This window comes from Gemmatimonadaceae bacterium, assembly GCA_036003045.1.
In the GTDB taxonomy this organism is placed as follows: Bacteria; Gemmatimonadota; Gemmatimonadetes; order Gemmatimonadales; family Gemmatimonadaceae; genus JAQBQB01.
This window is the reverse complement of sequence record DASYSS010000099.1, coordinates 17,174-40,723: the sequence shown is the minus strand read 5'-3', so window position 1 is coordinate 40,723 and position 23,550 is coordinate 17,174. Positions and strand designations below refer to the sequence as shown.

General features: G+C 66.0%; 17 protein-coding genes. 3 read left to right on the top strand and 14 right to left on the bottom strand.

The window, feature by feature from the left end; genetic code table 11:
- Position 1: 1 nt before the first annotated feature.
- From VGQ44_21375 to uvrB, 10 genes are all read right to left on the bottom strand, one after another.
- Entirely contained in the window at positions 2 to 967 is a 966-nt protein-coding gene (locus tag VGQ44_21375) for an NAD-dependent epimerase/dehydratase family protein (GenBank protein ID HEV8449390.1), read from the bottom strand.
- Positions 964 to 2,268, bottom strand: a complete 1,305-nt coding sequence (gene hemA, locus VGQ44_21370; protein HEV8449389.1) for a glutamyl-tRNA reductase — start codon at positions 2,266 to 2,268, stop codon at positions 964 to 966. Before hemA ends, VGQ44_21375 begins: the two co-directional genes overlap by 4 nt.
- Entirely contained in the window at positions 2,259 to 2,870 is a 612-nt protein-coding gene (locus VGQ44_21365) for a bifunctional precorrin-2 dehydrogenase/sirohydrochlorin ferrochelatase (protein HEV8449388.1), read from the bottom strand. The genes hemA and VGQ44_21365 overlap by 10 nt, the downstream gene beginning before the upstream one ends.
- Complete coding sequence (gene ccsA, locus VGQ44_21360; GenBank protein HEV8449387.1) at positions 2,867 to 3,673, bottom strand: cytochrome c biogenesis protein CcsA; 807 nt, start codon at positions 3,671 to 3,673, stop codon at positions 2,867 to 2,869. The genes VGQ44_21365 and ccsA overlap by 4 nt, the downstream gene beginning before the upstream one ends.
- A 75-nt stretch (positions 3,674 to 3,748) precedes the next feature.
- A complete protein-coding gene (locus VGQ44_21355; GenBank protein ID HEV8449386.1) occupies positions 3,749 to 4,939 on the bottom strand; it encodes a LysM domain-containing protein in 1,191 nt (396 codons plus the stop codon).
- Between the two features lie 258 nt (positions 4,940 to 5,197).
- A complete protein-coding gene (locus VGQ44_21350; GenBank protein ID HEV8449385.1) occupies positions 5,198 to 5,698 on the bottom strand; it encodes a single-stranded DNA-binding protein in 501 nt (166 codons plus the stop codon).
- A 110-nt stretch (positions 5,699 to 5,808) separates the two neighbouring features.
- Positions 5,809 to 6,279, bottom strand: coding sequence for a ribosomal protein S18-alanine N-acetyltransferase (gene rimI / locus VGQ44_21345; GenBank protein HEV8449384.1), 471 nt, complete (start codon positions 6,277 to 6,279; stop codon positions 5,809 to 5,811).
- Complete coding sequence (gene tsaB, locus VGQ44_21340; GenBank protein HEV8449383.1) at positions 6,279 to 6,941, bottom strand: tRNA (adenosine(37)-N6)-threonylcarbamoyltransferase complex dimerization subunit type 1 TsaB; 663 nt, start codon at positions 6,939 to 6,941, stop codon at positions 6,279 to 6,281. The genes rimI and tsaB overlap by 1 nt, the downstream gene beginning before the upstream one ends.
- Positions 6,938 to 7,405 (bottom strand): tRNA (adenosine(37)-N6)-threonylcarbamoyltransferase complex ATPase subunit type 1 TsaE, encoded by a 468-nt coding sequence (tsaE, locus tag VGQ44_21335; protein HEV8449382.1) that lies wholly within the window; start codon positions 7,403 to 7,405, stop codon positions 6,938 to 6,940. Before tsaE ends, tsaB begins: the two co-directional genes overlap by 4 nt.
- On the bottom strand, positions 7,406 to 9,457 hold the full coding sequence (gene uvrB, locus VGQ44_21330; protein ID HEV8449381.1) for an excinuclease ABC subunit UvrB: 2,052 nt from the start codon (positions 9,455 to 9,457) through the stop codon (positions 7,406 to 7,408).
- 169 nt (positions 9,458 to 9,626) lie between these two features.
- On the opposite strand from uvrB, the gene VGQ44_21325 reads away from it, so the two are divergent.
- The 3 genes from VGQ44_21325 to VGQ44_21315 are packed head-to-tail and all read left to right on the top strand — an operon-like array spanning position 9,627 to position 16,408.
- Positions 9,627 to 11,618 carry a hypothetical protein gene (locus tag VGQ44_21325; protein HEV8449380.1) on the top strand — a complete coding sequence of 664 codons (1,992 nt, stop codon included), beginning with the start codon at positions 9,627 to 9,629 and terminating at the stop codon, positions 11,616 to 11,618.
- A gap of 54 nt (positions 11,619 to 11,672) precedes the next feature.
- Positions 11,673 to 14,606 (top strand): glycosyltransferase family 39 protein, encoded by a 2,934-nt coding sequence (locus VGQ44_21320; protein HEV8449379.1) that lies wholly within the window; start codon positions 11,673 to 11,675, stop codon positions 14,604 to 14,606.
- Complete coding sequence (locus tag VGQ44_21315; protein ID HEV8449378.1) at positions 14,603 to 16,408, top strand: glycosyltransferase family 39 protein; 1,806 nt, start codon at positions 14,603 to 14,605, stop codon at positions 16,406 to 16,408. Before VGQ44_21320 ends, VGQ44_21315 begins: the two co-directional genes overlap by 4 nt.
- Here VGQ44_21315 and VGQ44_21310 read toward each other — a convergent pair.
- The 4 genes from VGQ44_21310 to secA form a co-directional block, all read right to left on the bottom strand.
- A complete protein-coding gene (locus VGQ44_21310) occupies positions 16,337 to 17,152 on the bottom strand; it encodes a methyltransferase domain-containing protein (GenBank protein ID HEV8449377.1) in 816 nt (271 codons plus the stop codon). The genes VGQ44_21315 and VGQ44_21310 overlap by 72 nt on opposite strands.
- 91 nt (positions 17,153 to 17,243) lie before the next feature.
- On the bottom strand, positions 17,244 to 19,415 hold the full coding sequence (locus tag VGQ44_21305; protein ID HEV8449376.1) for a bifunctional (p)ppGpp synthetase/guanosine-3',5'-bis(diphosphate) 3'-pyrophosphohydrolase: 2,172 nt from the start codon (positions 19,413 to 19,415) through the stop codon (positions 17,244 to 17,246).
- Positions 19,412 to 20,074 carry a DNA repair protein RadC gene (gene radC, locus VGQ44_21300; GenBank protein ID HEV8449375.1) on the bottom strand — a complete coding sequence of 221 codons (663 nt, stop codon included), beginning with the start codon at positions 20,072 to 20,074 and terminating at the stop codon, positions 19,412 to 19,414. The genes VGQ44_21305 and radC overlap by 4 nt, the downstream gene beginning before the upstream one ends.
- Positions 20,075 to 20,217: 143 nt before the next feature.
- Complete coding sequence (gene secA / locus VGQ44_21295) at positions 20,218 to 23,550, bottom strand: preprotein translocase subunit SecA (GenBank protein HEV8449374.1); 3,333 nt, start codon at positions 23,548 to 23,550, stop codon at positions 20,218 to 20,220.

Below are 23,550 nucleotides of genomic sequence, written 5' to 3'. Positions count from 1 at the left end.
CTCATTGGGTGCGGGGATTGGCGCTGAACCAGCGGAACGTGTCGGCAAGTCCTTCTTCGAGCGAAATCTTCGCGCTCCATCCCAGGTCGGCCTTCGCCTTCCCCACCGTCAGAAACGACTGCTGCTGTTCGCCGGGACGCTTGGGCGCGAACTCGATCGGCGTGGTCGATCCCGCGGCCTTTCGCAGCACCTCGGCGAGCTCGATGACCGACGTGGGGATTCCGGTGCCCACGTTGAACGCGCGGTCGTCGAGGCGGCGCGGGTGCGACAGTGCTTTTGTCGCCGCGGCGTACGTCGCCGCTGCGACGTCGCTCACGTGCACATAGTCGCGGGTCTGGGTGCCGTCGCCGAACACGGTGAGGGGCCGCCCGGCGAGAATGCGCTGGCAGAAGATCGCGACGACACCGGCCTCGCCGTGCGGATCCTGCCTCGGTCCGTACACGTTGCTGAAACGGACGGCCGCCATGTTCATCCCCTGCACTCTCGCGTAATACGAGAGGTACAGCTCCGTCGAGAGTTTGGCGATGCCGTACGGTGAGTCCGGCTCCTTCGCGATTGTCTCGACGTTCGGTGGCGTGGCGTGGTCGCCGTACAACGCGCCGCCGGTCGACGCAAAGACGAGGCGAGTGTGCTGGCCTTTGTCGGACCGCCGCAGCGCTTCGACGACATTCAGTGCGCCAAGCACGTTGACGCTGGCGTCGAACGCCGGATCGTTCACGCTTTTTCGGACGTCGATCTGCGCCGCCAAATGCGCGATCACGTCGAAGGAACCGTCGCTCACCAGTGCCGCCGCTTCGGGTGAGCGGATGTCCATTACGTGGAGCTTCGCAGCCTGGGAAACGTTTTCACGCCGGCCGCTCGACAGGTTGTCGAGGATGTCGACCGACCAGTCATTGGAGAGAAAGAGATCCGCGACGTGGGAGCCGATGAAGCCGGCGCCGCCAGTGACCAGTGCCCGCCGCGTCACTCGCGCGGCTCCGAAGCTGGTTCCGCGTTCGCGCCTTCGTGTCGCGAATCGCCGGAGCGCTCCAGGCCGAACAGATATCTCACAGCATCGACGACGCCGAGCCCGCGCCCGTTCGCCGCGGCGGCCCGCAGGCGGACCGTTGGTTCGTGCAGAAACTTGTTCATGAGGCTCCTGGAAAGTTCTTCGACGACGGCTCGTTCGGCCGGCGCCAGATGGTCCAGCCGTCGCAACGCCTCCGACAACTCCCGCTCGCGCACCGCCTCCATACGCGAGCGCATCTGGGTCAGCGTCGGCACGGCGGCGAGCCCCGCGAGCCAATCCCAGTAGCGATCCACTTCCCTGCTGATCAGCTGCTCGGCGCTCGGCATCTCGCCGCGGCGGCGTTCGACGTTCGCCGCGACGACCGCCTGAAGATCGTCGAGATCGTACAGGAACACGTTGTCGAGGCGACGCACCGCGAGGTCCACGTCGCGCGGCAGCGCGATGTCGAGAATGCACAGCGGCCGGTCGCCCCGCACGGCGAGCGCCGGACGAATGTGCTCGGTGAACACCACCGCACGCGGCGCCGCCGTGGAACATACCATCACGTCGACGTCGGCCAGCGCCGGCCAACACTCGTCGAAGTGCATCGCGGCGGCACCGTAACGATCGGCGAGCTCCTTCGCGCGGTCGAAGGTACGGTTCGCGACGATCGCCGCGCGCACACCCTGGTCGACCAGGCATTCGAGCGCCAACTCCGCCATCTCGCCGGCGCCGAGAACCATCGCGCGCTTGCCTTGGAGCGAACCGAAGATCTGTCTGGCGATCTGCACCGCCGCCGAGCTCACCGACGCCGCACCGCGCGCGATCGACGTTTCGTTGCGCACGCGGCCCGCGACGAGGAGCGAGGTTTGAAAGAGGCGATTGAGCACCGGCCCCGATTGCGAGCGGCACACCTCCCATGCGTCCTTCACTTGTCCATGGATCTGGGCTTCGCCCAGCACCATCGAATCGAGCCCGCTCGCCACACGGAAGAGATGCGTGACCGCCTCGCGGTCGCGGCGCACGTAGCCGAACTCCGACGCGTCGCGGCCGAGCCTCTCGGAAAACGCCGACCACACGTCGGACGCGGCGTCTCGCTCCTCTTCGACGACGTAGACCTCGGTGCGATTGCACGTCGAGAGCAGCACCGCTTCGCGCGCCGCGGACGCCTCGCGCAGCGCCTCGAGCGCCGGAAGCGCTTCGCTCGCGCGATACGCGAGTCGCTCGCGAATGTCGAGCGACGCGCCGCGGTGGTTCACGCCGACGACGGTCAGCGCCATCGGGCCACCCGTTCGTCGAATCGCCCTGACTCGACCGACTCGCAGAAGTCGTCGCCGACGAGAGCGGCGGACGCTTCGCTCCACCGTTCACGGCGGCCGTCGTCGATCATCGTGCGGCGCAGCGCGGCGAGATGGGCGACCGCCGACGCGTAGCGACCGTCGAGTTTCGTCGCGAGCGCGTCGCGAATCCGCTTCGCCGCCGCCGGCACGCCGCCCGCCGTCACCGACACGACCAAGCTGCCCGAGCGCAGCACCGCCGGCGTGGTGCAGTTTCCCACATCCGGCGCGTCGACCACGTTCACCAGACGACCTTTCTCGCGAGCGTCGCGCGCGATCGACGCATTGAGCGCCGGATCGTCGGTCGCCGCGACCACCAGCGTCGCGTCGCCGATCTGCGTCGGCGAATAGGGCGCACGCGTCACCGTGAGGCGATCGTCGTCCGCCGCGGTGTGTTCGAGTTCGGTCGTTCCCGCCAGCGCGACGACTCGCACACGCGCGCCCGCATCGAGTAGCGCGAGGGCCTTTCGAGTCGCGACGCGGCCCGCTCCGACGACGAGCGCGGAGATGGACGTACCCTCGAGTGTCAGCGGGTATGCACTCATAGGAACTGACCTGTCGCCGGCCCCGCGACCCGGAACGCCACGTACAGAAGGAGGACCGCCACGAACGCCAGCCCTGAGTACTTCGCGGCGCGCTGGGCCTGCCAGTGGCGCGTCACGCGGCCGAGGGCGACTAGGGTCACCGCAAGCCACGCTCCCCCACCCCAGAGGAGTTGGGGGAGATTCATTTCGTGGTATTCCACGGAGTACGTGGACGCGAGCACCACACCGAGCGTGAGTCCCAGCCACCCCGCGATCGCCGCCACGTGGTTCACCCGATCGAGGGTCGCGAGCGGCGGGAAGAAACGAAAGATCGTATCGAAGCGACGCGATTTGAGCTCTCGCCGCTGCATCAAGTACATCGCGCCCGCCGCGGCGGCCGTCGCGAACGCCGCCATCCCGACGAAGCTCAACGCGATGTGCGCAAAGAGCCAAACACCGCGCGCCCCCTCTGCGGCTCGGCCGGGCGTGAGCCCGATCACGTTCGCACAAATCGTCGGAACGGCCGCCAGCGGCGCGGCGACGAGGGCGAGACTCACGTCGCGCGCTAACAACTCGACCACGAGCAGGGTGAAAGCGAGGACGACGCCGGCAAACGACAGCGCCGGCCCCAGCCCGGTGAGCGGGACAGCGCTCGACCGCAGCGCGAACGCCAGCAGCGCGACGACGTGCGCCACGACACCGGCCGCGAGTAGGGCCGCAACCCCGCGGACGGAGGCCTTCACCGGACGCGCGAACGGAACCGCGGCCAAGGCCGCGGCTCCCAGGTAGCACGAAATGGCGATGAAGTGGGCGATCGCAATCATGAGCGGTCGCCAAAATTTAGTGCAACGCGAGAGCCTACGGCATCTTAGTCCGGCAGGCCCTCGCGCTCTCGCGCACTACGGCATCTTTGCGGCGACGCGCGCCTTGATGCCCTCCACGATGTGTGGCTGCTCCTGCGCGGTGACGACCGCGGTGGCCCCGAAGGGCGTGACGCGGAGAACCTGCGCGTGCGCGATCGAAATCTCGGGCAACGTCAGGTCGTGCGCGTCGTTCGGCTTCTGCCGCGGCTTGAAGATCTCGATCTGGTCGCCGGTCGTGAGACCGTCGCGGCCGGAGATGTCGATGACGACGTAGCTCTGGAGGCTGGGAAGCACGGGCGACTCGAGAATCCAACGCACTTTCCCGGTGCGACCGTTGGTGACCGCCGCCGGCTGGCCGACGACGTTGGCGGCGCCGCTGTCGAGCATGACCAGCTTCTGCCCCTGCCTGACCTCGCCGAACATCTTCACGACGTGGGCGACCGACGCTTCGCCGGCATTGCCCGGCTGCGTGACCTCGAGAACACCGGTCGGGATAACGATCTGGCCGAAGTCTTCGATCATCGGCCCGAGACGATAGGTGAGATAGAGTGCGTGCTGTGCGGGCGCCGCGCCCTGCGGCGGCGCGATGAACACGCGATCGTTGAGCTGCAGACGCCCCTTCTCATGCGAGGCGATTCCCGGAATGTCGGCACTTTCGATCAACGCGCCGGGGTTGCGCGGGCCGCCGTCGCGATCGACCCACGGAGCGGCGATGTACTCGCCGGGTCGCACGGCCGTGGTGCGCGGCGCGAGCATCGGGGTCGCGGTGTCGTGCGCCGTTTCCGGCATGAGCGCGATTGGCACCGGCCCCGCCGAGTCGAGCGCGGGCTTCGCCGGGATCGCGTCCGTGACGGCCGGAAGCGCCGCGGAATCCGCCGGCGCCTCGGGCGCGGCTACCGCGACGACCTTCGCGTGATCACCCGGCAGCTTCAACTGCTCGCCGGGGAAGATCCAATGCGGATCTTCGATCGTGCCGGTGTTGAGGCGATAGACCTCGGGCCACAGAAACGCGTCGCCGAGGTATGCTTTCGCGATGTCCCAGAGCGTGTCTCCGCGCTTGACGGTGTGCGTCTTCGCGGAATCCGCCGCCGGCGCGGGAGCGGGAGCGGGAGTTGTCGGCTGCTGCGCGTTCAGGATTTGCGGAATCGTCGCGGCGATCGCGATCGACGCCGCGGCAACGGAACGGGCGAACGTCCCGCGCTGCCGACTGGTAGGCCGCACGAGCATGGCGTTACTCCGGGCGAATCGTGTAAGGACAAAACTCACAGGGCGGCGAACCTCGCCAGCCTCTGCGGTTTGGACGATTCGGCGACGAAAGGGGAACGGGCGCCCCAATGAGGGCGTCGGCCGCAAGTGGCGAGCGATACAGCTTTTAGCAGGTGCGGCCGATTTCTAAACTTTAGGTCTCTCGCGGCCCGCGTCGAACGGAGCCCGACGCGACAACGCCGGGCTCCGTTTCGACGAGTTCGGAGGGATTCGAGCCGCCTAGAACGGCAGGTCGTCGTCCCCGTCGTTCAACGCGTTCGGGAAATCCTCGAAGTCGTCTCCACCGCCGCCCCCGCCACTAGCGGCTTTCGCCTTCGAGGCCGCGGGCGTGCGACGCGAGCTCGCTTCGCTGTCGAAGTCTCCCCCGCCGCCGCTACGCGGGCTCAGCATGATCAGCTCGCGCACGTTGATCTCGGTGCTGTAGCGCGTCTGACCATCCTTGTCCTGCCACTGGCGATACTCGATGCGTCCTTCGACGTAGAGCTTGTCGCCTTTCTTCACGTAGCGCTCGACGATGTCGGCGAGCTGCGAACCCTTCGTGTTCCAGACGACACAGCGATGCCACTCCGTTTTCTCCTGTTTCGCACCGGCGGCGTCATTCCACTGACGGCTCGTGGCAAGCGAAAAGGTGGCGACCCGGCTGCCTCCGGTGGTCGAGCGAACCTCGGGATCGTTCCCGAGATTTCCAATCAGCGTGACTTTGTTCAGGCTCCTGCTCACGGCTCCTCCTGGCGAGAAAGTGTGTTCGGCCTCTCGCCGCTCACGGTATGATCCAGTCCGTGTTGATGCGCAACCAAATCATCGCACATCAACGTTTTGTGTTGCCGACCTCACGTCCCATCGCACGCGCCATCGCCATCGATCGACCGGCGGAGCACGATGGCATCCTCCACAGGCCGCCTGTAATACGAACGCCGTCGTCCGACCTCGACAAAGCCGCGCGATCCATAGAGATGTCGCGCCCGCGCGTTCGAATCCCGCACCTCGAGGTACACCGCCTTGAGCTTGCGCACCGCCGCTTCCTGCAGCGACGCGTCGAGCAGTGCGTGGCCGATTCCATTTCCCCACGCGCCCGGCGCCACGGCGAGATTCGCGATTTCGCCCTCGTCAGCGACGAACCACGCGACAACATAACCCTGGAGCGTGCGTCCGTCACGACGCGCGCACGCGCAATACACCGATGGATTCGACAACGCCTCGCGGAACGAGCGCGCCGACCACGGATCGCTGAACACGGCGCGCTCAATGGCCACGATCGCGGCGACGTCCGCGAGCTTGGCCGGCTCGATGGAGAGCGGCATCAGCGCGGCAGCGGCCGCCCGTGCGCCGACTCCCATTTCACCTGCGCTTCGGCGAGTCTGCCGTAGGCCGGCTCCCAGCTTCGCACGTCGACCTCACCGCGAGCGACGAGGAGCGCCTCGATACGTGCCACACCGCTCGCGCGCGGCCGCGACCGCGCTCCGCCATCGAATTGCGTCGGACTGACGATCCGCGCGCGATACTCGCCGGCGACGACCGCGACCTCCGCGGCTGCGACGATCCGCGCGGGCTCCAATTCGGCGACGCAGCCTTTCTCGTCGACGTCGTACAGCGCCACGTAGAACTCTCCGCGCAGCGCGTCGAGCGCGCCGAGATACCGACCGGCGCTCAGGTCAGCGCCCGCCACAACGAGCGAAAGCGACGGCGCGGCGAACAGCGGAAGGCACAGACCACTCGCGATACCCTTGGCGATCCCGCCCGCGATCCGAAGACTGGTGAAGCTCCCCGGCCCCGCCCCGCAAACGATTCGCTCGACGGCGCCGAGGTCGAGACCGGCCTGTTGCAGAACGGCGGCGACGGCCGGCATCAACTGCTCGCTCTCGCGCCCTTTCATCGCGGCCGCCTGCTCCGCGAGCACACGGCCGTCGCGAAGAACGGCGACGTCGCCTTCGTACGTCGAGGCGTCGAGGGCGAGCGTGATCACGCGTGACCGCCTGCGTACAAAAGCCGCTTCTGCGGATCGTCGGGAAGATGCTGAAGGCTGATCGACACGTGAGACGACGGCAGCCGATCCCCCGCCCGCTCCGGCCACTCCACCAACACCAACGCGTCCTCGGCGAGCATGTCGTCCCAGCCGATGTTCGTGAGGTCGTGCGGGCCGCGCAGACGATACAGGTCGACGTGGTACACGGGCGCGCGTGGCGACGAATAGCGATGCACGAGTGTAAAGGTCGGGCTGGTGACGTCCTCGGTCACACCGAACCCGCGACAGATCGCGCGGGCGAGCGTCGTCTTCCCCGCGCCCAGCTCACCGGTCAGGCCGACGACAAGCGGCGGCGACGCGGCTCGCCCGAACCGCTCCCCCCACTCGACAAGCTCCGCCTCGTCGAGCGCGAGATGACCGTGGCCCGCCAGCGGCGGAATGACGCCCGAAGGTGAGTCCGACACTCAACGACCCCCACCCCAACGTCCCGCCCCCGCGGTGGGTCGCTTGACGTTCGCATCGCGTCGTGCGCGGACGTCGAAGAGCTGATCGCGAAGTTGCGCCGCGAGCTCGAAGTCCATCGCGGCAGCGGCTTCCTGCATCTGCGCCTCGAGCATCTTCTCGAGCGACTCCACTTCCATGACCGAGTATCCGCGCGCCGGCTCCGCGACCTTCTTCTCCTGCTTTTCCGCTCGCGCGTCGGCGACTCGGGTAATGAAACGAACCTGGTCCACGCTCTTCGACACTGAGGTCGGAGTAATATCGTGTTCTACGTTGAACCGGGTCTGCAACTCGCGGCGGCGCGCCGTTTCCTCCAGGCACCGCTGCATCGATCCCGTGATGCGGTCCGCGTAGAAGATCGCGCGACCACGCACATGTCTCGCCGCCCGGCCCACCGTCTGAATCAACGACCGGTCGCTCCGGAGGAAGCCCTCCTGATCGGCGTCGAGGATGGCGACGAGCGAGACTTCCGGCAGGTCGAGGCCCTCGCGCAGGAGGTTGATGCCGACCAGGACGTCGAACTCGCCCAATCGGAGGCCGCGAACGATTTCCATCCGTTCGATGGCGTCGATGTCCGAATGCATGTAGCGCACGCGAACGCCGACCTGTTGGAGATAGTCGCTGAGATCTTCCGCCATCCGCTTCGTGAGCGTCGTGACGAGAACGCGCTCGCCGCGCCGTTCGCGAATGCGAATCTCATTGAGAAGATCGTCGACCTGCCCCCGAACCGGCCGGACCTCGATCTCCGGGTCGATCAGCCCCGTCGGGCGGATGATCTGCTCGACGACGACGCCTTCGGAGAGCCGGAGCTCGAGGTCGGCCGGCGTGGCCGACACAAAAATCGCGCGCGGCGTCAGCCCGAGAAACTCATCGAACATCAGCGGACGGTTGTCGAGCGCGCTCGGGAGCCGAAAGCCGTACTCGACCAAGGTGAGCTTTCGCGCGCGGTCGCCGTTGAACATTCCGCCGACCTGCGGGAGAGTGACGTGCGACTCATCGACGACGACGAGGAAGTCCTCGGGGAAGTAGTCGAACAGCACCGCGGGCCGCTCGCCCTCGGCGCGGCCGGCGAGGTGGCGCGAATAATTCTCGATGCCGGCGCAGGTGCCGATCTCCAGCATCATCTCGATGTCGAAGTTCGTGCGCGATTCCAGGCGTTGCGCCTCGAGCAGTTTGCCCGCCGCGCGCAAATCCGTGAGCCGCTCGGCCAACTCGGCACGGATCACCTTCACGGCCCGTTCGAGAGTCGGCCGCTGGGTGACGAAGTGCTTGGCCGGGTAGATCGCCGCCCGCTCGAGCGTCGCGATCGTCTCGCCGGTGAGCACGTTGATCTTGGAGATCCGCTCGATCTCGTCGCCCCACATCTCGACGCGGACGCCCTGTTCTTCGTACGCGGGGAAAATTTCGACCGTGTCGCCGCGGACGCGAAACGTGCCGCGCTCGAACGCGACGTCGTTGCGGCTGTACTGAATGCGCACGAGGGACCGGAGAATCTCGTCGCGCGCGATGCGCTGTCCGCGGAGCAGCGTGACCATCTGCTCGCGGTATGACACCGGATCGCCGAGGCCATAGATTGCCGAAACCGTGGCGACGATGATCACGTCGTCGCGTTCCATGAGGCTCGACGTCGCCCGAAGCCGCAGTCGATCGATGTCTTCGTTGATCGACGCGTCTTTCTCGATGTAGGTGTCGCTCGACGGGACGTAGGCTTCGGGTTGGTAGTAGTCGTAGTACGAGATGAAGTACTCGACCGCGTTGTGCGGGAAGAAGCTCTTGAGCTCTCCGTAGAGTTGGGCCGCGAGCGTCTTGTTGTGCGACAGCACCAACGCCGGTTTTCCGTGCTGCTTGATCACGTTGGCAATGGTCATCGTCTTGCCGGAGCCCGTGACGCCGAGCAGCGTCTGAAAGCGGTCGCCGCGCTCGAGGCCAGCGGTCAGCTCGGCGATCGCTTTTGGCTGGTCGCCCGCGGGCTGAAACGGAGCCTGGAGATCGTATTGAGCGGTGCCCGTCGCCATGGTTCGGGAATATAACGCCATTCTCGGGATTTGTTCGGTTTTCAGCCCTTCTGACCCGCCCTCGTTGACCGCCCCCGCCCCTGCCCCCGCCCCCACGTCGCCGTCGTCATCCCCGACCCGGGCCGCCGAACCGCCGGCGCTGGCACGAATCGCGGGCACTGCAATTCCCGTGGTCCTGGCCGCGCTGGTCTTCGCGATCCCGTTTTCCATCGCCGTCGATTCCGCACGGCACTTCAGCGGCGTGGCGATCGACGGACCCTTCCAGCTCTACAACGCGCTTCGCCGCATTCAGGCCGGCTTCAGGCCGGGAATCGATTTTCAGTTCTTTCACGGAATCGGAATCCCTTTCCTGCACTATCCCCTCTACTTGCTGTTCGGGGGACGGCTCGAAGGGTCCGAGCTCGCGCGGCAGTTACTGAGCACGCTCGCGTACCCCGTGGTGTTCCTCGCGGTGTTTCGCGCGTTCACGGGCGGCTGGCGACGCGCCTGGTGGCTCACCACGGCCGCCCTCGCGGCTTCGATCGCGCTCCACCTCACGGCACTCACCAATCCGCTGAACGGAATGCTCGGCCTCCGTTCGACGATGCCGATGCTGGTCCCGGTCGCGTTCTATCTATCACGCGCGGGAGCGCAGCGAACGCTGGTCACGGGCCTGTGCCTCGGACTCGCTCTCTTTCTGAGCACGGAGCAAGGCATCGCGATCGTCCTGGCCTTTTGCGTCGTGTCGGGCGTCGCGCTGACGCGGCCGTCGACTCGTGGCGAACGCATCGCGGATGCGGTGGGCACGGTCGCCGTCGGCGTCGCGACGTTTCTCCTCCTGATTCTCCTTGTGGCACGTGGAGGAACGCTCGGAGTCTTGAGCTACAACCTCGAAGCCGTGCCGATGGACCAGTACTGGTACTTCGGCGCCCCGCCCAACGTGTTCATCTCGTCGTGGGGCCGGCTTCCGGGGATGCTCGTTCACGTGTGGCCGGTGGGAGCGGCGGTCGCGCTGATCCTCGTCGCCGTGGCTGTATGTCTCACGCGCGTTGCCAGAGTGCGAGGAACGGGCTCGGAGCAGCGAGCCGACGCGCTCGCGTTGTTCGCCGTCTACGGTCTGGTATCCTGCGCATCGCTCCTCGGAATTTTCGCGGCTGCGTATGTCCAACCGTGTTGGCGCGTTCTGATCGTACTCGGCTTGATCGGCCTCACCGGTGCCGGAGACTCCGCCAAGATTCGCTCGGAAGAGAATGCGCCGGCCGCGGTGCCGGTCTGGATGCCGGCGGCAGCGCTCGCGGCCATCGTTTGGGCGGCGATTGCCACCCCGAGTGCCTTGGGAATCTTGCGATCCTCACCGCACGTCGTCACCGAGCATTTGTTGGGGCACGCGCAGTTCGGCGTCGCCGGGATCTGGCCCGAGACGATGCACGACGACGAAGCGGTGGTCGCCTCGCGAACGAGTCCCACCGGTCAGCTCCCGTCGATATGGTCCACCTACTCCGGGTGGCTCGAGGCGCGTTACGGACTCTTTCACCCGTCGTTCGACTACATCATTCACGCGCTCGGCCCGGCGAATCGCGCCCAATACATCGAGCGCTTTCGGGCGACGTCTCCTCAGCTCGTGCAGACGGTGCTCCCTTCGTACACGCAGTACGAAACTTGGCTGGAACAGACGAGCTGGGAGTTTTACGAGGAGCTGCTCAAGCGCTACGCGATCGTTCAGAGGACTCCGTGGTCTCTGTTTTGGGAGCGCCAAGTGGGAGAAGCTCCGTCGAATCAACTGCTCGGCGAGCCAACGGTGGACGGGGGGACGCAAATCGCCGCGCTCGGACCGGTGCCGGCATCGCCCGGCATGCCCGTAACTCTCATGACCGTCGAGGTCGAATACCAGACGAGAAATCCACTCGCCCGAATCCCGCTCATCGGATCGAATCCGCGTTTCCTCGTCGGCATTACGGGTGGGCTGCCTCGCGTCCCCGTCACACTCGATCCGTACGCCACCAAGGCGCGTTTTCCTCTCGTCGCCGCGCCGGGAGCCACGCCGACACTCGCCTTTCGGACCTTTTCGCTGCTTCCGGGGGCGTCCATCGACGTGCGACACATCCGGGTCTGGCAGGTCTCCGTGAACAGGGCCAATCAGGAGTGGCTCGCGGACCTGGTCAAGCAGCAATCCGGCCAGTGATTGGCACTGCCTCCCGTTTGATACCTTGAATGCCTCGAGGCAGTCCCTGGGGGTATGCACCTCCGGACCCAAAAGCTCATCGACAACTACGCCGGCGGCGCCGCGATCGCCGTGCTGCGTCCGGCGACGATGCTTCTCGGCGCCCTCCTTCGCCGCAACCATGAGCTGACGGTCGGACAGGAAGTGGTTTGGGTGAAGATGCTGGGCGGCGGCAGCCTCGTGCTCGCGATGCCGATGCTGCTGGGGTTTCGCAAGGCGCACCCGAACGTCCGCATGGTCCTCGTCACGACGCCGGCGGTACAGCCGTTCGCTGAACTGCTCGGCGTGTTTGACGAGTACCGGATCATCGACACGCGCAGCTCGTTCGCGCTGCTCTGGACCGCCCTCGTTGCGCTCATCACGACGTTTCGCGCCGACTGCATCGTCGACCTCGAGGTGCACAGCCGCCTGACGACCGTCTTCACGACGCTCACGATGGCGCGAAACCGCGTCGCGTTTTGGCTGGACCACATCTTCTGGCGACGCGGGCTGGCGTCGCACCTCGTGTTCTTCAACCGCTCGTCCGGATCCTTCTACTTCTATGACCGCATCGGCGATCTGTTCGGCGTGAAGCCCGCGTCGCGCGCCGACTGCGAGCGCGCGCTGGGCGGCGCGATCGGCCAATCCGCGTCGACGGCCAAGGTGCCGGGACAAGTGGCGGTCGGGTTCGCCTGCTCGGACCTCGCGCTCGAACGCATGCTGTCGCCCGAGCAGTGGTCGCGCGCGTTCCGCGACCACCTTCGACCCGAGCACCAGACATTCATCTTTCTCGGCGCGCCGAGTGATCGCGCGAAGGGCGACGCGATCATCGATGCGCTGCGTGACGCGTATCCGGCGCTGACGTTCCGCAACGCGTGCGGCGACCTCTCGATCAAACAATCGGTCGAGGCGCTGTTCGAATCGGCCGAATTCTGGGGAATCGATTCCAGTCTACTGCATCTGGCGCGCACGGCCGGACTGCACTGTGTGTCCTACTGGGGACCGACCGACCCGTCGACGCTGACGCGCGAGGCGTGGACGGATGTCGAGGAGCGACAGTACTACCGCAAGATCGCGTGCTCGCCCTGCGTCCACACGAGCGAGTCGCCGCCGTGCCGAGGCGACAATCGGTGCATCAAGGGGCTGTTCGAGGATGCCGCCGTCTCACCATCCAACTGGACTCCGATGGAGTACCCTCCTCAGCGCACGACGTACCCCGCGCTCCCGAAGAAAGTCCTGACCGCGGCGTGGCAGAACCTCGGTTTCATCTGCGTCGCCTTCGTGCTGGTTTACTGCCTCGTTCACGCGTTCGATCCGCCGCGGCTCAACTGGGGCGACTCGGCGTCCGACTACAACGTGATGACGTCGGGGCGGAACTTCGCGAAGTACGGATTCCTGCACCTTCGACTCACGCCGTTCGTGCTCGATCCCGCGTACATGACCAACGCCGATTCAGCGATGGTCTACACGCACTATCCGCAGTTGCCGGACTTGATGAACGGATTGGAACGCACGGTGTTCGGGTTCACGGATCTCGTCCAGTTCCGACTCGTCGCGCTCATCTTCTCGTTCAGCGCGCTCTTCTTCGTCTACCGGCTGGTCGGCTTCTACTGGTCGCGACAGGCCGCACAGCTGTCGCTCGCGCTGTGGGTCATCAACCCGCTGTGGATCCAGCACGCCGACTACCTGCACCACGCGCCATACGCGGCCTTCTTCGGCTTCGGCGCGCTGTACTTCCTGTTCCGCCATCTGAACGAGCGGCGGCTCGGCTTCCTCTTTGCGTCGGGCGCGTTCGTGTTCCTCGTGTTCATGGCGTCGTACGACTTCTGGATCTTCGTGCCGCTGTTGTTGGCGATGATGACGTTCGGGCATTATCGGAAAGTCAGCGTGCCGGCGGTGCGCGTGCTCGGCGCGCTCGCCGGATGCGCGGTGGCGGCCCTGCTCGCGAAGTGGGCGACGAACGCCTGGGCACTCGGCGGCGTCGCGGCGTTCGTTCGCGACCTCCGCTTCCAGATGGTCGAGCGCGCGACGAACCAGGCCGTGCGCGTCGCTTACGACGAAGGCATCGCCACGACACTCGTCGGGCGTGTCGAGCGGTCGTTCACGTTGCTCCTCTTCCCGGTCGCCGCGTTCTGGGCGCTATACCCGGCGGTTCGCCGCCGCGTCGCTCTGCCAGGCGACGGCGAACGCGCGACGATCAATCCGGTGTTCATCCTCCTCGCGGCGCTGCCCTTCCTAGCGCTGTTCACCGAGCTGTGGGTCGGCCAGTACTACCCAACGCTGCTCGTGCTGCCGTTCTATGCGATCGGTTGCGCGGTACTTGCGATCATGCTCATCGGCGCACGCCAACGGGTTTGGCATCCGGTTGGGTTCGTGCTCGTGGCCGCCCTAGCCGCGAACTCGATCGTCGAGAACGCGAAGTTCAAGAAGGCCTTTCTGCCTCGCAGCGAGATCGCGGCGTTGAAGAAAGAGATCGACGCGGTCACTGAGCCGGGACAGCGCATTCTCGTCGACCACGTCTTCGACGCGGCCTATCGGTACTACTTCAATCACAACACCGTCGCGCTGATTCTGAATCCGCCCTGGCACTACGCGGGCGCGCTCCGCTATTACGCAGATCCGAAGCGCCCGGTCGTGGCGCCGCCGAGCGGAGCGATCTTCGTACAGCACAAGCATCTTGCGGACCAACTGTTCGACAAGGGCTTGTACTATGTGCTCGGCCGTGAGGGACTGTGGGTTCCGTGGGGTCATCCCGATCAATACCACGCCGAAATCGATCGCTTCATCACGGCCCGCGACTCGGAGTTGGTCGCGGACGTCGCGGCGATGGGCGGGCAGAAGATTCAGGAGACCGACTCGTACGTCGTCTGGCGCATCATGCCGCGGCCTTCGACGAACATCGCCGACGGCCCGGTACCTCCTCCAGGCGCGAAGGCCACTTCCGACGGCGACGTGCGCCGCAATCGGTGACTTCCGAGGCGACAACGCCGGCCAGGAATTCGCCGCGGCGACAGAGCTTCGCCTGGCTGCGTGAGCACTTGGGCGTGGTTTGCGCGGCGGCGGTGTTCGTGTACTGCGCGATTCACGCGTTCGATCCGCCGCGCTTGAATTGGGGGGACCCCGGATCGGACTACAACGTCATGACGGCCGGGCGGAATTTCCAGCGGTACGGATTTCTGAAACTGCATCTCACGCCGCACCTGCTCGACGCGGCATCGATGACGCCGGCGGATCGGGTGCTCATCTACACGCACTACCCCCAGCTCCCCGATCTGGTGAACGGCGTCGAGCGAACCGTCTTCGGGATGTCGGAGCTGGCGCAGTTTCGGCTCGTGGCGCTGTGCTTCTCATTCGGCGCGTTGTTCTTCGTGTACGCGCTCGTCGCAGGCTACTGGTCGAAGCCGACGGCGGAGTGCGCGCTGGCGCTCTGGGTGGTGAACCCTCTGTGGATCCAGCACGCCGACTACCTGCACCATGCGCCGTTGGCGTTCTTCTTCGGCGCCGGCTGCGTGTATTTCCTGACGCGTCACCTTCGCGCGAAAGGACGCCCGACCCGGTACGCGGTGTTGGCGGGCGTGTTTCTCTTTCTCGCCTTTCTGTCGTCGTACGATTTCTGGTTTCTGGTGCCGTTGCTTCTCGCCGCCGTCACCATCGCGCACCATCGCGGGGTGAACCTCGCCGGCCTGCGGTTGCTGGCGACGCTCGGGTTGTGCGCCGTCGCGGCAATTCTGTTCAAGTGGGGCACCAACGCGTGGGCACTCGGCGGGATTCACGGCTGGCTGGCCGACCTGCGCTATCAGGTGACCGAGCGTTCGACGAACGACGCCGTCAAGACGGCCTACGAGAGCGGCATCGCGCCGACGGCGTTCGGCCGGATCGAGCGCTATTTCTCGATCCTGTTTCTCGTCGTGACGGCCGCATGGCTCGTCGCGGCGCTCTGGCGCCGGCGAGTCGAGCACACGTTGAAGGTCGCCCTGCCGTCGGCGAATCCGCTCGTCATTCTCGCGGCGACGCTTCCCTTCCTCTGCCTGTTCACCGAGCTGTGGGTGGAGCAGGTCTATCCCACGCTGCTGCTGATTCCCTTCTACTCGATCGCCTGCGGAGCGCTGGTCGTCGTGCTGGTCGGAGCGCGCGCTCGGGCGCTCGCCATCGTCGGTGTCGGGCTCTTCGTGGCACTCATGGCCAACTCGCTCGACGAGGACGTCACGTTCAAGAAAGCGTTCTTCGAGCCCAGCGCCATCGCGTCACTGAAAACCGAACTGGATTCCGTCAGCGCGCCGGGCCAGCACATCCTGGTGAATCACGTCTTCGACGGAGCGTACCGGTACTACTTCAACCGGTTCACGATCGCGTTGATCGCCACGCCGCCGAGTCGCATGTCGAGCGCCCTGGCGTACTACGCGGAGCCCGGACGCGCGCCATCGGCGACCGCGCGCGGCGCGATATTCGTCCAGCACAAACACCTCGCCGACGAGATGTTCGACAAGGGCTATTACTACGTGATTGCCCGATACCGACTCTGGCAGCTCTGGGCGAACCCGGCTCCCTATCGGCCGTTGATCGACTCGCTGGTCAACGAGCGGGATGCGCAGCTCACCGCGGCCGTCGCCGCTCGCGGCCGGAAGTTGTACGAGACGCCGTTCTACACGCTGTGGCGTCTGGATCCGGTCACGGGCAACGCGACCGGATCCGCGAACCCGTCAGGCGCTGCGGCGAAAGACGAGGCCCATCTCGCCAAAGTTGATGGGCACGGCGAGCGCGGCACCCCCTAGCCATTTCTTCACGCTCGGCGGCGCACCCGCTTTGTGCAGGAAGTGCGCGACCACCATCTGCGGCGACGCGAACTTGAGCGGAAAGAACTCATTCCGCAGCGTGAAGCCACGGCGCTCCATGAACTGCACGACGCCGGCGCGCGACCACTGGAACTGGTGATCGGGCAGCTTGTGGGGCCAGAGACGTCCGAGCAGCCGCTGGGAGAGTGAATCGGCGCGGGGCGCCACGAGCAGGATTTCCGCTCGCGCCGAACTGTTCTCGCACATCCACGCGACGAAGGCGGCGGGATCCGGAATGTGCTCGAAGCTGTCCTGGAAGATCCACAGATCGACCGGCGCCGAGAGACGAGGCGGAAGCCGCTGAACGAGCAGATACTCCGCCTTGTGGCCCGCGGCCTTCGCGTGCTCGATCGCCGAATCGTTCGCTTCCAGCGCGACGACGCCGCGAGCCGTTTCGGCGAGCAGCGGCAGGCAGGAGCCGCCGCCGAACCCGACCTCGCACACCCGTTTGCCGGCAAAATCAACGTCGCCCTTGCGCAGCCAATGCCTCAGGGTGCGCACCTTGAGCGCGCCGATGCGAGGATCGTAGTGGCCTCGCTGCGTCGGATAGCTCTCGTCGTACGGCACCACCTGATCCCGCGAATCGAGATCCCAATACGACTGGCATGCGGGACAGACGAGACGAAACGCCCGGCGCGTGGCGCGATCGAGCGTGTGCTCACAGAGAAAGGGCGCGGCGGTCACTGGATGCAGGCGGTCGGAGAGGGCGGATGAAGTCCGGTGCTCTCTGTAGGACGACGATCCGGCGTTTCCCGTATCAGACCCCGCTCTACGGCTACTCGGCGACCACTCGCTCGCGGCGGGCGACCTCGGTGACGCCTTTCACCCGGCGCGCCGCACGGATGATCTTCTCGAGATGGGCGAGGTTCTCGACCTCGACCAGGAGCGATCCGGTCAGGCGGCCGTCGGTGCTGCGCAGGTCCATGCTCTTGATGTCGGTGCCCGTGGAGCTCACGGCGGCGGCGATGTCGGCGTAGAGCCCGCGGCGATCGTTCCCCTCGAGCGCCAAGCGAATCCCGAAGCGCTCACCCTGCGCCTCCTGCCAATCGATCTCGAGACGTCGCTCGGGCTCATGGGCGAGGATCAACAGGTTGGGACAGTCCGCCCGATGGATGCTCACTCCGCGACCGCGAGTCACGTAGCCGACGACCAGATCGCCGGGGACGGGCTGGCAGCACTGTGCGTAGCGCACCATGAGGCCGTCCTGGCCCTGAATGCGTACGCCCTTCGAGCCGCGCACCCGGTCCACGAACCGCTCGAAGACGCTCTGCTTGGGCGGCTCGACCTCGTGCGCGTCGGGATACAGATGCTTGAGGGCCAGCGTGACGTTGACGTCGCCCTGCCCGATCGACGCCAGCAAGTGCGTCGCGTCGGTCAAGCCGAGCGCCTTGGCGGCGACGAGCATTTGGTCGTCGTCCAAGCGCGCGAGGCGGCGGCGCTTGATCTCTCGATCGAGCATGTCCTGGCCGAGCTTCTCGGCCGACGACTGCGCTTCGCGCTTGAGGACCTGGCGGATCTTGTGGCGCGCGCGCCCCGTCCGAACGTGCGCGAGCCAGTCGCGCGTCGGACGCGCGGTGTTGGACGTGATGATCTCGACCGTTTCCGAGTTGCGGAGCGGCCGGGACAGCGGCGCGATGCGACCATTGACCTTGGCGCCCGCGCAGTGGAGACCGATCTCGGTGTGCACGGCGAACGCGAAGTCGAGCGGGGTCGCGCCCTTCGGAAGCTGGATGACGTCGCCGGTCGGCGTGAAGACGAAAATCTCGTCCTGGTAAAGGTCCAGCTTCAGGAACTCGAGAAACTCGTCCGGCGTCTTGGCGTCCATCTGCAGCTCGAGCACCTGCCGGAACCAGGAGAGATGCCGATCGAGCTCGTCGCTCTTCGCGTCCTCCTTGTAGCGCCAGTGCGCCGCGATGCCGTAATCCGCCGTGCGGTGCATGTCGCGCGTTCGGATCTGCACTTCGTAAAGCTGCTTTCCGGGTCCGAACACCGTCGTGTGCAGCGACTGGTAGCCGTTCGACTTCGGCTGCGCGATGTAGTCCTTGATGCGCTCCTGCACCGGCGTCCACCCGTCGTGGATCACGCCGAGCGCGTGGTAGCAGTCGGGCACGGAATTCACCAGCAAGCGGATCGCCAGGAGATCGTAGATCTCCTCGTACGGCTTCTCGCGCTGCTTCATCTTTTTGTAGATCGACCAGAGGTGCTTCGGCCGTCCGGTGACCTCGACGTCCTTGATGCCCGATTGCGTGAGGCGGGCGATGAGCGGGTCGGCCATCTGCTTGATCAGCGCTTCGCGCTCGCCGCGCTTCTGCGCGACCTTCTTCGCGAGCGCCTTGTACTCATCGGTCTCGATGTGCTTGAAGGCGAGATCCTCGAGCTCCCAGCGGAGCTTCGCCATACCGAAGCGGTGGGCGAGCGGCGCGTACAGGTCGCGCGTCTCCTGCGCGATGCGCACGCGCTTCTCCGGCGGGAGATACTCGAGCGTCCGCATGTTGTGCAGCCGGTCGGCGAGCTTCACGATGATGACGCGCGCGTCCTTGGCGATCGAGAGCAGCAGCTTCCGGTAGCTCTCGACCTGACGTTCCTGCGTCGATCCGCCCGTCGGCAGCTTGGCGATCTTCGTGAGACCGTCGACGATCTCGGCGATCGGCCGGCCGAATTCCTTCTGGACGTCGGCGATCGTGAGCTTCGTGTCTTCGACGACGTCGTGCAGCAAACCGGCGGCGACCGTCACCGAATCCAGCTGCAGCTCGGCGAGGATCTTCGCGACCTCGACCGAGTGCGTGATGTACGGCTCGCCCGAGTTGCGCCGCTGGCCGCGGTGCGCCTCTTCGCTGAATCGGTATGCGCGGACGAGCAGGTCGCGATCGAGCTTGTCGTGGAGTGGCAGCTGGTCCTCGCGCCAACCCGGCATCAGCTCTCGGAGCGTCGCGCTCGCGGCCGTCACAGGAGACCCGCCTCGGCGAAGCTCGTGTAGCGGCCGCGCCCGATGATGACGTGATCGTGGACCGGAATGTCGAGGAGGCGCCCCGCGGCGACGAGCTGCTCGGTGATCGAACGGTCGTCGGCGGACGGAACCGGATCGCCGCTGGGGTGGTTGTGGACGAGAATCACGGCCGCGGCGCGCTCGGCGATCGCCTCGCGAAAAACTTCGCGGGGGTGGACGAGCGACGACGACAGCAGCCCGCGCGTGACGGTGATGTCACGCTCGAGGCGATGCTGCGCGTCCAACACGGCGACGTGGAACTCCTCCACGGGCAAATCCTCCATGCGCGGCGCGAAATACTCCACGACATCGCGCGGTGAGCGGACCGGCGCGCCGTCCTGCCGACCTTCGAGAGCCATGCGTCGCCCGAGCTCCAACGACGCGTGGATCGTCACCGCACGAGCCATTCCCACCCCTGGAATCGTCGTGAGCGCGGCAACCGGCTGGCGAGCAATGCGGCGCAGCGCTCCTCCGGCGTCGGCGAGGATGGCGTGTCCCAACTGCACCGCCGTCCGGCCTACGCCGCCCGACCCCATCAGAATCGCGAGCAACTCGGCACTGCTGAGCGCTTGCGCTCCGAGATCGATGAGCCGCTCTCGAGGCCGCTCCGATCGGGGCAACTCTCGAATACTTAATGATTTCTCGGGATCCTGGCCAGGCATTCCGAAACCGTCGCAGTTTGTGAACCGCCAAACTGTACGGTTAGGCTGGCGAAAGCCTCACCAAATCGGCTCGAATCGAATCAACCGGGTGCGGCGACCCCTCACACGTGCGCTCCATGGCACTTCTTGTATTTCTTGCCGGAGCCGCAGGGACACGGATCGTTGCGCCCGACGTTCGTCCAGTCGCCGCTGCCGCCGCCTTGTGGCGTGGCCCCCGAAAGCGAACGGGTCCTGCCGGCGCCGACGATGACCGGATCCTTGCGGGCCGCGACCGGCTTTTCGGAAGGCTCTTCGGCCGGACCGTTGTCCAGCGCCACGTTCGTCCCGTTGGTCGCCGGCTGCGTGCCGTCGTCCAACGGCACGTCCTCGAGGATGCCGAGCGCGTTGTAGCGCTTCGTCGGGCGCGTCGGACCGCCGCCCGCCGGACCGCCCGGCCCCCCACCGCTCGCAGCCGGCGGCGGCGGCGGCGGCGCCTCGAACACGATCTGCACCTTGAGGAAACGGTCGGCGAACGTGTTGTAAATGTCGTTCATGAGGTCCACGAACATCGTGTACGCTTCCTGCTTGTACTCGATGAGCGGGTCCTTCTGACCCCAGCTGCGGTACGTGATCGTGTTGCGCAGTTGGTCGAGATCGTAGAGATGGTCCTTCCACTTCTCGTCCAGCACGTTGAGCATCACGAGCGAGAGTAGCCGGTCGCCGTACGGCGTTCCGAACTCGTCGCGGACCGTGTCGAGGCTCGCAAGCTTCGCGTGGAATGCTTTGCGCGACGCCTCGACCGACGCGTTGATCGCGCCCGTCTGGTCGGTCGGGCGGAGATCGTGCTTCTCGAACTCCGGCACCTGCAACAGGTAGTGCATCAGGAGATCCTGGCGGAGCAGGTCGAAATCCCACTGCTCGCCTTCCTGGAACTCCTCGAGATTCGTTTCGACGCGGAAGGTGATCGCCTTCTCGATCATCTTGAGGGCTTCGCCCTTCAGCTCTTCCCCACCCTCCAACGCGAACGTGCGCAGCGAGTAGATCACCTCGCGCTGCTGGTTCATCACGTCGTCGTAGTCGAGCAGTCGTTTGCGCGACTGAAAATGCTGGAGCTCGACGCGTTTCTGCGCGCCTTCGATCGACCGCGTGATGAGCGGGTGCGTGAGGACCTCGCCCTCCTGCGCGCCCATGCGGTCCATGAGCGCGGCGATGCGCTCGGACCCGAAGAGACGCATCAAGTCGTCTTCGAGCGACAAGAAGAACTGCGACGCGCCGGGATCGCCCTGACGTCCCGAACGCCCGCGAAGCTGGCGATCGATTCGGCGCGACTCGTGTCGCTCCGATCCGATGATGTGGAGACCGCCGTCTTCGACGATGTCGATCTCCTTGCCTTCGGGATCCTTGACCTTCGACGGCTTCGACTGAGTGACGCCCGCACCGAGTTTGATGTCGGTTCCGCGGCCGGCCATGTTCGTCGCGATCGTGACCGCGGCCGGCTGCCCGGCGAGCGCGACGATCTCCGCCTCGCGCTGGTGGTACTTCGCGTTGAGGACGTTGTGCACGAGCCCCGCGCGGCTGAAGAGCTTCGACAGCGTCTCGGACGCCTCGACGCTCGTCGTACCGATCAACACCGGGAATCCGAGATCGTAGAGCCGCCGCGTCTCCTCGACGATCGCGTTGTACTTCTCGCGGCGCGTCTTGTAGACGAGGTCGTGGCGGTCGTCGCGGACCATCGGCTTGTTGGTCGGGATGACCGCGACCTCGAGCTTGTAGATCTGGAAGAACTCCGTCTCTTCCGTCTCGGCCGTGCCGGTCATGCCGGCCAGCTTGTCGTACATGCGGAAGTAGTTCTGGATCGTGATCGTGGCGAGCGTCTGCGTCTCGCCCTTCACGGTCACGCCTTCCTTCGCTTCGACGGCCTGGTGGAGTCCCTCCGACCAACGCCGGCCCGGCATCGTGCGGCCGGTGAATTCGTCGACGATCAGCACCTCGCCGTCCTGCACGACGTAGTTCACGTCGCGCTCGAACAACGCGTGCGCCTTCAGCAGCTGGTGGACGATGTTCAGCCGTTCGGCCGTTTGCGCGTACGCCAGCTCAACCTTGCTACGCTCCTCGATCCGTTCCTCGGGCGACATCGAGTGGTCGTGGTCGAGACGCCCGATCTCCAGCGCGAGGTCTGGAAGGACAAACGCCTCCTGCTCGCTCGGCGACATGAAGGCCACGCCTTCGTCGGTGAGGTGCACCGACTGGCCTTTCTCGTCGAGAACGAACAGCAGGTCGTTCTCGATGTCGCGGTATTGCTGCTTGGAGGACGGCAACCGCCGATCCGCGATGTGATCCAGCTCCTGCTTCTGCACGAGCTGCTTGTTCCCCGGCTCCTGCATCTGCTTCATCAGCCGCTTGTTCTTCGGGCTTCCGAGCTGCGCCTTGTAGAGGCGAAGCGCAGCCGACGCGGTGTCGCCCTTCGACATGTCGCGCTCCGCTTCGCCGACCAACGCGTTGACCAACTCGGTCTGTCGGCGGAAAAGCCGCGCGACGGCCGAGTTGTGCTGGAAGTACATCGCGTCGTTCTCGTTGCCCACGGGGCCCGAGATGATGAGCGGCGTGCGCGCCTCGTCGATCAGCACCGAGTCCACTTCGTCGACGATCGCGTAGACGTGAGCCCGCTGGACGCGCTGCTCCAGCGACACGACCATGTTGTCGCGCAGATAGTCGAAGCCGAACTCGTTGTTCGTGCCGTACGTGATGTCGGCCGCGTACGCGCCGCGGCGGTCCGGCGTTCCCGGTTCGGTGTCGTCCAAGCAGCCGACGGTCAGTCCGAGGTACTTGTACAGGTGCCCCATCCACTGCGAGTCGCGGCGGGCGAGGTACGAGTTGACCGTGACCAGGTGCGCTCCCTTACCCGGAAGCGCGTTGAGATACAGCGGGAGCGTGGCCACCAGCGTCTTGCCTTCGCCGGTGGCCATTTCCGCGATCTTCCCGAAGTGCAGCTGAATGCCACCCATGAGCTGCACGTCGTAGTGCACCATGTCCCACGTCATCTCGTGGCCGGTGACGACGACGCTCGAGCCGAGGAGGCGGCGCGCGCCCTCGCGAACGGTCGCGAACGCCTCGGGCAGAATCTCGTCGAGAATTTCCGCGATCTCCTCGCGCAGCTTGCCTTCGGCGCCGCCGCGTCCGTCGCTCCCGCTCAGCTCCGCGTCGATGCGTTCGCGCTCGACCGGATCGGCCGCGACACGTTTTGCCTCGCGCAGCTCGGCGACCCTGGTCTCGAGCTCGTGAGTCCGGCCGCGGATGATGGTGCGCAGTTTCTCCGTCTGGCCGCGCAGTTCGTCTTCGGAAACATCGTGCAGCCGAGCGTACTCGGCGTTGATCTCGTCAACGACCGGCTGGATCTTCCTGCGTTCGCGTTCATGCCGCGTTCCGAAGACGGCGCCGATGACTGACTTGAGCAT

Excerpts from the sequence above, each read along its gene's own strand:
- hemA (HEV8449389.1), bottom strand. The coding sequence starts at position 2,268 with ATGGCGCTGACCGTCGTCGGCGTGAACCACCGCGGCGCGTCGCTCGAC.
- VGQ44_21365 (HEV8449388.1), bottom strand. The coding sequence starts at position 2,870 with ATGAGTGCATACCCGCTGACACTCGAGGGTACGTCCATCTCCGCGCTC.
- ccsA (HEV8449387.1), bottom strand. The coding sequence starts at position 3,673 with ATGATTGCGATCGCCCACTTCATCGCCATTTCGTGCTACCTGGGAGCC.
- VGQ44_21355 (HEV8449386.1), bottom strand. The coding sequence starts at position 4,939 with ATGCTCGTGCGGCCTACCAGTCGGCAGCGCGGGACGTTCGCCCGTTCC.
- rimI (HEV8449384.1), bottom strand. The coding sequence starts at position 6,279 with ATGCCGCTCTCCATCGAGCCGGCCAAGCTCGCGGACGTCGCCGCGATC.
- uvrB (HEV8449381.1), bottom strand. The coding sequence starts at position 9,457 with ATGGCGACGGGCACCGCTCAATACGATCTCCAGGCTCCGTTTCAGCCC.
- VGQ44_21320 (HEV8449379.1), top strand. The coding sequence starts at position 11,673 with ATGCACCTCCGGACCCAAAAGCTCATCGACAACTACGCCGGCGGCGCC.
- secA (HEV8449374.1), bottom strand. The coding sequence starts at position 23,550 with ATGCTCAAGTCAGTCATCGGCGCCGTCTTCGGAACGCGGCATGAACGC.